This is a genomic window from Marinobacter sp. L-46, from assembly GCF_056859535.1.
Window position 1 is genome coordinate 117,596 of record NZ_JBSXOP010000070.1, and the last position, 10,177, is coordinate 127,772.

9 protein-coding genes and 1 pseudogene are annotated in these 10,177 nt (G+C 55.4%); 3 read left to right on the top strand and 7 right to left on the bottom strand.

What is annotated here, in order from left to right:
- Positions 1–153 precede the first annotated feature (153 nt).
- A complete protein-coding gene (locus AC13DJ_RS11380; RefSeq protein ID WP_482933623.1) occupies positions 154–483 on the top strand; it encodes a hypothetical protein in 330 nt (109 codons plus the stop codon).
- A gap of 12 nt (positions 484–495) precedes the next feature.
- The gene (locus AC13DJ_RS11385) at positions 496–951 is read left to right on the top strand and encodes a hypothetical protein (protein WP_199457534.1); all 456 of its coding nucleotides are present in this window, start codon (positions 496–498) and stop codon (positions 949–951) included.
- Between the two features lie 30 nt (positions 952–981).
- Here AC13DJ_RS11385 and AC13DJ_RS11390 read toward each other — a convergent pair whose 3' ends face one another.
- On the bottom strand, positions 982–1,923 hold the full coding sequence (locus AC13DJ_RS11390) for an electron transfer flavoprotein subunit alpha/FixB family protein (RefSeq protein WP_058340905.1): 942 nt from the start codon (positions 1,921–1,923) through the stop codon (positions 982–984).
- Positions 1,924–2,673, bottom strand: a complete 750-nt coding sequence (locus AC13DJ_RS11395) for an electron transfer flavoprotein subunit beta/FixA family protein (protein ID WP_482933622.1) — start codon at positions 2,671–2,673, stop codon at positions 1,924–1,926. It abuts the gene before it with no gap.
- Between the two features lie 233 nt (positions 2,674–2,906).
- Here AC13DJ_RS11395 and AC13DJ_RS11400 point away from each other — a divergent pair, with 233 nt between their 5' ends.
- On the top strand, positions 2,907–4,559 hold the full coding sequence (locus AC13DJ_RS11400; RefSeq protein ID WP_482933621.1) for an electron transfer flavoprotein-ubiquinone oxidoreductase: 1,653 nt from the start codon (positions 2,907–2,909) through the stop codon (positions 4,557–4,559).
- Between the two features lie 300 nt (positions 4,560–4,859).
- On the opposite strand, the gene AC13DJ_RS11405 is transcribed toward AC13DJ_RS11400, so the two are convergent.
- From AC13DJ_RS11405 to AC13DJ_RS11425, 5 genes and pseudogenes are all read right to left on the bottom strand, one after another.
- The gene (locus AC13DJ_RS11405; RefSeq protein ID WP_058340902.1) at positions 4,860–5,321 is read right to left on the bottom strand and encodes an FKBP-type peptidyl-prolyl cis-trans isomerase; all 462 of its coding nucleotides are present in this window, start codon (positions 5,319–5,321) and stop codon (positions 4,860–4,862) included.
- A gap of 201 nt (positions 5,322–5,522) precedes the next feature.
- Positions 5,523–6,089, bottom strand: a complete 567-nt coding sequence (locus tag AC13DJ_RS11410; protein ID WP_022988218.1) for a DUF1285 domain-containing protein — start codon at positions 6,087–6,089, stop codon at positions 5,523–5,525.
- A gap of 15 nt (positions 6,090–6,104) precedes the next feature.
- Positions 6,105–6,884 (bottom strand): annotated as a pseudogene (locus tag AC13DJ_RS11415) (radical SAM protein); the annotation flags it as partial.
- Between the two features lie 289 nt (positions 6,885–7,173).
- On the bottom strand, positions 7,174–7,488 hold the full coding sequence (locus AC13DJ_RS11420; RefSeq protein ID WP_092033719.1) for an antitoxin Xre/MbcA/ParS toxin-binding domain-containing protein: 315 nt from the start codon (positions 7,486–7,488) through the stop codon (positions 7,174–7,176).
- A gap of 1,157 nt (positions 7,489–8,645) precedes the next feature.
- Positions 8,646–9,971 carry an IS1182 family transposase gene (locus AC13DJ_RS11425; protein WP_482933620.1) on the bottom strand — a complete coding sequence of 442 codons (1,326 nt, stop codon included), beginning with the start codon at positions 9,969–9,971 and terminating at the stop codon, positions 8,646–8,648.
- Positions 9,972–10,177: the final 206 nt, after the last annotated feature.

Consider the following 10,177-nt stretch of genomic DNA (forward strand, 5'->3'; position numbering starts at 1 on the left):
ATTCAAACGGGTGTTGGGTTACGATGGTAACAGGTTTGAACACAGGTTCTACTTTCCTGTTTACGCTGTCCGGGGCGTCCTCCCGGCCAATCGTTTGTCATGCAGACTGGGGCACACTCTGTACATGCACACAAGACACCCGGGAGGTGCCCTTTGAACACGTTGCTTGCACTCACCAGCCTGATTCTTCTGGTGTTCAGCGCCCTGCTGCTCTGGCAATTCCTCGAGCAGAAGAAGATGATCGCCCAGATGCTGGAGAACGAAGGTATCCCTGAGACCTGCCAGGATCCGGAATTGATACTGACCCTTCGGGTGCTGGACCCGATTTCCCTGGCCAAGCGGGAATCCCGGACCGGCCGGCTGCTTGCGGATCGCTTACCGGTAATGACCCGGAAAATGGTCTATCAGGAAGTCATGAAAGAACTCGAAGTGGAACTCGAAGAGCGTGATATCGATGTTGAAATGCACATTGAATACCGCTGAGGAGCCTCGGCCATGATCGCCCAGATTCTTGTTGCCCTGAGCCTTGCCGCCACCGCCGGCTGCCTGTTTGCCGGTTTTCGTGTATCCGGCGCGAGCCGCCGTGATCTGAGGATTCTTAACACCCACCGCATCAGTGCCCGCAGTGCCGTCCAGAAAAGCCGTATGGAACTGCTGGAGGTCCGTAACCGTGCGAAATTGCTGGAGGATACGGTCTCTGGCGGCGCCATGGCGGTCGAGAAGGTGCACAAGGCCATCGCCAACACCACGTTTGGCCTGATCGACATGTTTTCCAGCGATGAAGAGTTTCGCAACAGTACCAGGAAGGTCCAGCAAACCCATCACGAAAAAACCGAGCAGGTGTACAAGGCGGTCCGTACCACCAACCGGGCCCTGCATATCCTCGCGGATACCCTGATTATCGGTAAAGCCGAAAAACGCATTGTTTCAAAAACAAAAAAGGCACCCTGAGGTGCCTTTTTTGCTAAAGAGATCCGAAAGTTACAGAACTTTCTTCAGCTCTTCTTCGAACTGCGGAACTGCTTCAAACAGATCCGCTACCAGGCCGTAATCAGCAACCTGGAAGATCGGCGCTTCTTCGTCCTTGTTGATCGCAACGATCACCTTGGAGTCAGACATACCTGCCAGGTGCTGGATGGCACCGGAGATACCCACCGCAACGTAAAGCTGCGGAGCAACGATCTTACCGGTCTGACCAACCTGCATGTCGTTCGGTACGAAGCCGGCGTCAACTGCGGCACGGGATGCACCAACAGCGGCACCCATCAGATCAGCAACCTGCTCCAGCATCTTGAAGTTGTCGCCGTTCTGCATGCCACGACCACCGGAGATTACGATACCAGCAGAAGCCAGGTCCGGACGGTCAGACTTGGCCAGCTCTTCGCCTACGAAAGAAGACAGGCCGGCGTCTTTTACAACGTCCAGCTGTTCTACAGAAGCAGAACCGCCTTCAGCGGCAACCGGGTCGAACGCGGTCGGACGCACAGTGATCACCTTGATGCTGTCGCTGGCCTTTACGGTCGCGATAGCGTTACCGGCGTAGATCGGACGAACGAAGGTGTCGTCAGACTCAACGCGGATAATGTCGGATACCTGGGCAACGTCCAGCAGCGCAGCAACGCGCGGCATGAAGTCTTTACCGGTGGTACCGGCAGAAGTCAGGATGTGGCTGTAGCCCTTACCCACTTCAGCAACCAGGTCACCCAGGTTCTCACCCAGGAAATGACCGTACGCGGCGTTGTCTGCAACCAGTACCTTGTTCACGCCTTCTGCCTTGGCAGCGGCTTCAGCGACGGCGCCTACGTTCTCACCGGCAACCAGCACGTCGATGTCGCCACCGATGGCCTTGGCAGCCGCTACAACGTTCAGAGTAGCCTGCTTCAGGCTGCTGTTGTCGTGTTCAGCAATTACCAGGATGCTCATTTAGATCACCTTCGCTTCGTTCTTCAGTTTATCCACCAGCTCAGCTACGTCTGCCACCTTGATACCAGCCTGGCGTGCAGCCGGGGCTTCGACCTTCAGGGTGGTCAGGCGCGGGGCGATTTCAACACCCAGATCGGCGGGGCTCATGGCGTCCAGCGGCTTCTTCTTGGCCTTCATGATGTTCGGCAGAGAAGCGTAACGCGGCTCGTTCAGACGCAGGTCAGTGGTAACAACCGCCGGCAGGTTCAGGGCAACCGTCATCAGACCGCCGTCTACTTCGCGTGTTACGTTAACCTTGTCACCTTCAACAACCACCTCAGAGGCAAACGTGCCCTGGCCCATGCCAGTCAGAGCGGCCAGCATCTGGCCAGTCTGGTTGTTGTCGGAATCGATGGACTGTTTGCCCAGAATAACCAGCTTGGGCTCTTCTTTCTCGACAACCGCCTTCAGCAGCTTGGCCGCTTCCAGGGACTGTACTTCTTCGTCAGTCTCGATGTGGATACCACGGTCAGCACCCAGCGCCAGTGCAGTACGGATCTGCTCCTGAGCAGCCTTCGGGCCAATGGATACAACAACGATTTCACTGGCAACGCCCTTCTCTTTCAGACGAACCGCTTCTTCAACTGCGATTTCGCAGAACGGGTTCATTGCCATCTTGACGTTGGCGAGATCAACGCCGGTGTTGTCCGGCTTGACACGCACCTTCACGTTGTAGTCGATAACTCGTTTTACAGCGACCAGAACCTTCATAGATTCCTCGTTCTTCTACGATGGGTTTAATGAGTCTTCACAGTCAAAGGACCGGGTTGACCCGACCTGACAATGAGACGATACTAAAAATCGACTCAAAACACACGATTTTTCGGTGTATACGTACAATGCCAAAGGTAAGGGCAGATTTCAAACAAACGTTTGTTTGATTCTTGAAATGCGCTATCCTTCGGGTTAATAACATTCATTAAAAGCTGTTTGAGGAGACCAACGTGGAACGCGAATCGATGGAATTTGATGTTCTGATCGTCGGCGGCGGCCCTGCTGGCCTGTCTGCAGCCTGCCGCGTCATGCAACTGGCGCAGGAAGCTGGCGAAGAACTGACTGTCTGTGTAGTAGAAAAAGGTTCTGAAATCGGGGCGCACATCCTCGCAGGTACCGTATTCGAGCCTACTGCCCTGAATGAACTCTTCCCGGACTGGAAAGAAAAAGGCGCTCCCCTGAATACGCCGGTTACCCGGGACGACATTTTCCTGATGAAGAGCCAGGAAAAAGCCACCAAGGTTCCCAACGCGTTTGTGCCCAAGAACATGCACAACCACGGCAACTACATTATCAGTCTGGGCAACCTGTGCCGCTGGCTGGCCGAACAGGCCGAGCAGCTGGGCGTAGAGGTTTACCCGGGCTTTGCCGCAGCTGAAACCATCGTTGAAGACGGCCAGGTGAAAGGCATCATCACCGGCGACATGGGCGTAGCCCGTGACGGTTCCCAGAAAGACGGCTACATGCCGGGTATGGAACTGCGCGCCAAGTACACCCTGTTCACCGAAGGCTGCCGCGGTCACCTCGGCAAGCAGCTGATCAAGGATTACAAGCTGGACGAAGGCAAGGATCCGCAGCACTACGGCATCGGCATCAAGGAACTGTGGGACATCGACCCGGCCAAACACGAGCCAGGGCTGGTTATCCACACCACCGGTTGGCCGCTGAACGAATCCGGCTCCACTGGCGGCTCCTTCCTTTATCACCTGGAAAACGGCCAGGTTTATGTAGGCCTGATCGCCGATCTCTCCTACAGCAACCCGCACCTGAGCCCGTTTGATGAGTTCCAGCGCCTGAAGCTGCATCCGGAAATCAAGAAACATCTGGAAGGTGGCAAGCGTGTTGCCTATGGCGCCCGCGCCATTACCAAGGGAGGCTTCAACTCCCTGCCAAAGATGAGCTTCCCGGGGGGGCTGTTGCTGGGCTGCGATGCGGGCACCCTTAACTTTTCCAAGATCAAAGGCTCCCATACCGCCATGAAGTCCGGCATCCTGGGCGCGGAAGCGGTGTTCGAAGCCCTGAAAGAAGGCAAGGGCGGTGAGGAAATCACCAGCTTTGCTGATCGCTTCAAGGACAGCTGGCTCTACAAGGAACTGTACGCCGAGCGTAACTTTGGCCCGGCCATGCACAAATTTGGTAACGTGATTGGCGCCGGCATTGCCTTCTTCGAGCAGAACATCCTGCGCGGGAGCTTGCCTTTCACCCTGCACGACACCACGCCGGATTATGCAACACTGAAGCCAGCCGATCAGGCCAAGAAGATCGATTATCCCAAGCCGGATAACAAGCTGACCTTCGACAAGCTGTCCTCGGTGTTTATTTCCAACACCAATCACGAGGAAGACCAGCCTATCCACCTGAAGCTGTCCGACCCGGAGATTCCCATCAAGGAGAATCTGCCGAAGTACAACGAGCCTGCGCAGCGCTACTGCCCGGCTGGCGTGTACGAAGTGGTTGAAGCGGAAGACGGCAGCGGCAAGAAGTTCCAGATCAACGCGCAGAACTGCGTGCACTGCAAAACCTGCGACATCAAGGACCCTGCCCAGAACATTACCTGGGTGACACCGGAAGGCGGGGGTGGTCCGAACTATCCGAATATGTAAGCGGGTGTACTGACCAGAAAATGCCGGAGCTTGCCTCCGGTATTTTTTTGCCACGAAATCCACGAAAAAACACGAAAAATAATGAAAAGATGAACTGATTTTTTAAGCCACGGACACTCACGGAATTACACGGACAAAAACCATCCAATTTTATCTTTTGTCCGTGAGCGTCTGTGAGTGTCCGTGGCCAAAGATTTTTTTATCTTTTTCCATTTTCGTGTTTTTTCGTGGATTTCGTGGCAAAAACCAAAAAAAACGGCCCCCGCAGGAGCCGTTCTTTGATCAACCTTTCGGAAGAGATCAGTGCACGTGGCCGTGCTCTTGCTCTTCGTCGGTTGCTTCGCGAGCTTCTACTACTTCTACGTCGAAGTGCAGAGTCTGGCCAGCCAGCGGGTGGTTGGCGTCGATGGTGACGGTCTCGTCACTGACTTCAACAACGCGAACAACTTGGGGGCCGCCCGGGGTCTGGGCCTGGAACTGCATGCCCGGCTCGATGGTGTCGACGCCTTCGAAGGCAGAACGCGGAACCGGCTGGATCAGCTCTTCGTTAACTTCGCCGTAGCCTTCAGCAGGAGCTACAGAGACTTTAACCTGGTCGCCAGCGCTCTTTTCGTTCAGTGCGTTTTCCAGTCCACCGATAATGTTCTGTGCACCTTCCAGGTAAGACAGCGGCTCACGGCCTTCTACGCGGGAGGAATCGAGTTGCTCTCCCTGGTCGTTAGTGAGCGTGTAATGGATGGTGACAACACGAGGTTGGGCCATGTGATCTCCTTGCGTGTCGCAATGACTGTGTATTTAAGATGTAGGTAATCGAAAGTAATCTTGAACAGCCATACTGCACAGAGGGACTAACGACCACCGGGCCTCGTTAGAGAGCCAGGCTCGATAACAAGTAAGAAAAGACAGTTTAACAAGTGACAGACTGCGTTTTCTACCTCATTCATTGGGGTGGTCAGGGGCTTTTCAACCGCCCTGCCCGATTTTCCAGAATTTTCCGTGGCTAAAAACTCCCAGCACGGTTTCGCCGTTTACCGTTTGCTCTTCAACAAACTCTGCCAACTGGTAAAAGGCATTGGTCACCAACCGTGCTTCCACGCCGTGCCTGACGGCGACAACTGGCCGGGGCTCGTCGCTGTCGGGATAGGCCCCCACCTCAAGCGGATGGTCCGGGCCGATTTCCAGGGTTTCGCCCATATTGGTGGTCACCGAAATCACCTGGCTATCACCCTCTCCCGTGGCCTCTGCCGAGTGGGCCAGCAGCGGCGTGTCTTCTACCGCAATCCGCCACTTCTCAACCGGGGTGACCAGGTAGTAGGCGCCGTCCTGCTCTTTTCTCAAAATCGTGGAAAACAGTCGCACGATCGCTTCCCGGCCGATGGGTTTGCCCTCGAACAGCCAGGAGCCGTCCCGGGTGATCAGCAGGTCCATATCCCCCAGCAGCCCCGGGTTCCATTGGTCTAGCGGCGGTAAGGCCTTGCCACCGGCATTCTGTTCAACAGCGGAGGCCAGTTCATCAGGCTTTCGGGTCATAGTGATCTACTCCGTTTACAGTCCGCGCATCCACTCGGGGCGCAGCGCCGCCGCACCGGGATTGCTGATGGCCAGGTTGACCTGCTCCAGCATTCGCTGTTTGTCCCGGCCCAGAGTGCCCTTGAGCACCAGGTAGTTGGAGGCATGGTCACTGCGGAAAATGGTTTTCTCCAGTTCCAGGTGCTCGAGGAACAGGCGGATTTCCTCAAATAAACCTTGCTGGCTCAGGGGTACGAAATCATCACCAAAACCTTCCCGGAAACGCTCTTCGCCCTGAGGAAAGCTGACAACCAGTGTCGACAGGTAATCCGGCTGGGTTTCGTTGCACAGGGTGGCGGTGTTGATGGCGTGCTGGCGCGACAGGGTTTCACCACCCAGGCCGTTAAGCACCATCACAGAGCTGGTCAGGCCTGCCTCGCGAATCTTGGTCAGGGCGGAACGGGTGGATTCCCAGCTCTCACCCTTGTTGATACGTTTCAACACCTCATCGTCGCCGGATTCCATGCCCACGTACAGGATGCCAAGCCCGGCTTCGCGCAACTGCACCAGGTCTTCAACAGATTTCTTCGCCAGGTTCCGTGGCAGGCAGTAGCTTGAAACACGCTGGATGCCCGGAAAGGCGGCTTTCAGGTCGCTCAGGATTTCCAGCAACCGGCGGGTTGGCAGCACCATGGCATCGCCATCGGCCAGAAACACCCGGCGGACGTCACCGAAGGCCTCGGCAGCTTTTGCGATATCGGCCCGAATGTCCTCAGGCTTCCTGGCCCGGAATTTCTTCTGGGGCTGGGTGTACATTCAACGCCTATAACTATAAAAACTATCCCAATCGAGTGAGTGAGTGCGTAAATGCTCATTTTCTATATTAGTACCTGTACTAAACATGAATACTAAAACTCTCGTTGGGACTACCTACCAAGATTGAGGACAAAGCCCGCTCGCCGCAAGAGGCGATAAAAAAGGATCTTATGCTCACCCAGTGGTCGCAAATCGAACATTACGACGGGATATTTGACAAGATTTCCTGCACAGAGCTCTATCATTTCGCATATTCGTGTTTTGAGTAGACATAAATCCTAGGGTAGGCTCAACTGAAATCACCATGCTCAATTTTTTGAAGCACCGACGCTATCCGGCAACAACCGTCAGGGGTACCCAGCAGGTCGCAAGGTCTTTCATCTTCAAGCCCTGGAATCGGGCGCTGGATCCACTCCAGTGCTTGTTCCCGAGATTCCAAGATTCGTATCGACTGATGAACAACGTCGACTGAGTGCCGCGTGATGACCAGTTCCAATCCAATCGGCACCATCCGTTCCCACTCTCGAAGCGTGTCTGGAATCGGGGCGTCTGGGTCACACTGGGACACGAGATCACCCAAGTTGTAGGATTTTCTTTCCGTCATCCAGATCCCTCCGACTTGGCATCAAAAGTCCATTCTCCACCGAACAATCCACAAAAGGAAGGCGTCTTACGTTGCTCATATCGCGGCCTGTGGGCACTAGCGAGAGAATAGTAAGCTAAGAGTCTCCACATCAACATAAATTGGCTGCGCTTGGGTCGCAAAGCGAACCTTCAGGAAGGTTCATGAGTTTTGGTCCAAGTGGTTTGGTCGAGTCTTCGGGCATTTTGAAGGGAACTTTCTGGTGCTATCCAAAATGCCCGAAGACTTGACCATTGAATTACCTCTTTAATTTAACGCATTGATAGTACGCACCGGTATCAGGGCTTCGTACCCGGCCGAGGCACCATATAGATCACGGATCACCCCAGCTCGACGGAGTTTGGCCCCAGTAAGCTGTCTTGCGCTATTTATCGCGTCCTCCAGTCTGCCAGTGCCACTGGCCAGCTCGTTCAGACTGGCTTCCCAGTGCGCGCGCTGGTTTGGCAAGTGTCGCTCGTTGAGGATGTTCAGTCGACCATGGCAGGCCTCAACGCTTGCCCTCAGTTTAGCTATCGAGGCCCGCCATTCCCGCTGGGCCTGAGTGGCCAGCCATCGTTTTTGTGATGCTTCGGCAGTCGCCTTTCGAACGGCGCTGTGCTGGCGCTGCCCACTAAATGGGATCCGAACGCCAATGCCGACGACCCAACGTTTTCTCTCGTCAGCCCACAGGCTGTTATAGCCGGCATTAGCTGTGAACGTAGGTCGACGATCGACTTCGGCAACATCCAGCCGCGCGCGCCTCGGCTTCCCTCGCCTCGGCTGCACGAATCAGCGGATGATCTGGTTCCAACTGTCCATCGGCGAACAGAAGCGTTTCAGATGGCGCCATCAGTTGCAAACTGGCCCCCGTCGGACGACGCCCAAGCAGAGGAATCAGGTCGCTGGCTAGCCCGGCCTTTTCCGCTTGCAGCTCTACTAGTCTGGCATCTAGGAGTCTGCGCGGCAGAAACGTTTTGAGCCCTCGTTTCCGCCAGACCGGATCATTGTCTGGCCGGAAGGAGTGTTCGCGATATCGGATCGGCTCCATCATCGCTTTCGATCCAGCCAGTTAACCGGTTAAAAGGGGCATCGCAGGGCCCCAGCTGTACCTACCGTGAGCCAAAGGCTGCCTCAGCGACTTATGCCAGCCTCATCAGTGAACTCATGCGCCTGAGATTGAGCGACAGACAGACAAGATCCCATTCACCCTGCACCGCCTGAAGGCCCCGCAAGCCGAACTGCCGGAAGCCCAGGACATTCTTGATCCAGCCATTCACCGCCTCAACCATGTGCTTGCGCTGAGCGTAGACTGCTCGCCCCTCCGCCGTGGTAAGCTTCTCCTCCATGCGGGCCGTCGCCGGGTACCGGCTCGCGTTTATATCTCCGGTTTTTTTGCCTTCCCGGCGCAGCGAGACGTAGCCATCTATGCCTTTTGTCTCCAATGCCTGCAAGTCTTCCTCTTTGCGATAACCCGCATCAGCCAGACATTGGCCCGGGTAACTTCCCAGAGTTTCTTTTACCTCGCCCAGCAGCGGCACCAGACAGCCGTTATCACTGGGGTTGTTACCCTGGCGGTTGCCCACGATGATCTGGAACTCGCCATCCACGGCCAGTTGGCCGTTATAGCATTGCTGGAACCCATCATTCGTTTTCATGATCCGGCTTTGGGGGTCGGTAAAGTTACTCTGAGCCTTGTCCTCCGGAACTCCATAATCTCTCTTGAAGTTCCGGCCACCCTTGGGTGAGCGGCGATCATCGTCTGGATGCCGGCCTTTGGCCTCATCTTGCGTTTTTTGATCCGCTTCCAGTTTCTCCTTCGCTGCCCGGATCTTGTCCAGCCGCCCCTGACGGTGCTGAAGCTCTTCGGGTAACTCGTCGCCCCGCTGATCCGGGCCAAACTGTTGGTCTTCCGATTCATCCACACGGCGAGCCTGGCCACAAAGCTCATCAACCTCTTTTGACAGACGGGCTTCTTCCTCCCGCATGCGGTCATAGCTCATGGCCTTGTGCTTACTGGCGTTGGCCCGGACCTTGGTGCCATCAATCGCCAGCGTACCGAGAGTAACCAATTCCGCTTCCTGGGCGATCCGGACCACCTGAATAAATACGGCCTTGAACGCAGCCAGGTGTTGCTTGCGAAAATCGCAGATAGTGCGGTGTCTGGGGAAATTGCCAGCCGCCAGGACCCGAAGGGCGACATCTTCTTCCAACTTCCGGGCGATCTTTCGTGATGAAAACACGCCGGTCGCGTACGCATAGATCAACACCTTCAACATCATCCGCGGATCGAAAGGCGAGTTGCGCCGACCGCTCCCTTCATACCGGGCGGAGAAGGCACTCAGATCCAGTTCCTCGACCACGTCACTGATGAAATAGGCCAGATGCCCTTCGGGCAGCCACTCGTTCAGGCTCGGGGGAAGAAGCAGTTCCTGATCAGGTGAATAGGGGCGGAAGGTGGTTCCCATCGGATTCTCCGGTGCTGAAGAATTTTTACGTATTATGCCAGAAGGTGGCTCCTGCCGCGCAGACTCCTAGCCCGAATTTCTCATGAGGGGATAAAAGAAAGCGGCTGAAAGTGTTAAAATTTCAGGACCTTACACCATCAATCAACACCAACAACCGCTATCCAAAATGGTACCTCAAAAACTGACCTTCTCGCCACTTTCCCGCC

What these genes read in the sequence shown, in the direction of transcription:
- AC13DJ_RS11385 (WP_199457534.1), top strand. Translation starts at nt 496, where the DNA reads ATGATCGCCCAGATTCTTGTTGCCCTGAGCCTTGCCGCCACCGCCGGC.
- AC13DJ_RS11390 (WP_058340905.1), bottom strand. Translation starts at nt 1,923, where the DNA reads ATGAGCATCCTGGTAATTGCTGAACACGACAACAGCAGCCTGAAGCAG.
- AC13DJ_RS11395 (WP_482933622.1), bottom strand. Translation starts at nt 2,673, where the DNA reads ATGAAGGTTCTGGTCGCTGTAAAACGAGTTATCGACTACAACGTGAAG.
- AC13DJ_RS11405 (WP_058340902.1), bottom strand. Translation starts at nt 5,321, where the DNA reads ATGGCCCAACCTCGTGTTGTCACCATCCATTACACGCTCACTAACGAC.
- AC13DJ_RS11410 (WP_022988218.1), bottom strand. Translation starts at nt 6,089, where the DNA reads ATGACCCGAAAGCCTGATGAACTGGCCTCCGCTGTTGAACAGAATGCC.
- AC13DJ_RS11420 (WP_092033719.1), bottom strand. Translation starts at nt 7,488, where the DNA reads ATGACGGAAAGAAAATCCTACAACTTGGGTGATCTCGTGTCCCAGTGT.
- AC13DJ_RS11425 (WP_482933620.1), bottom strand. Translation starts at nt 9,971, where the DNA reads ATGGGAACCACCTTCCGCCCCTATTCACCTGATCAGGAACTGCTTCTT.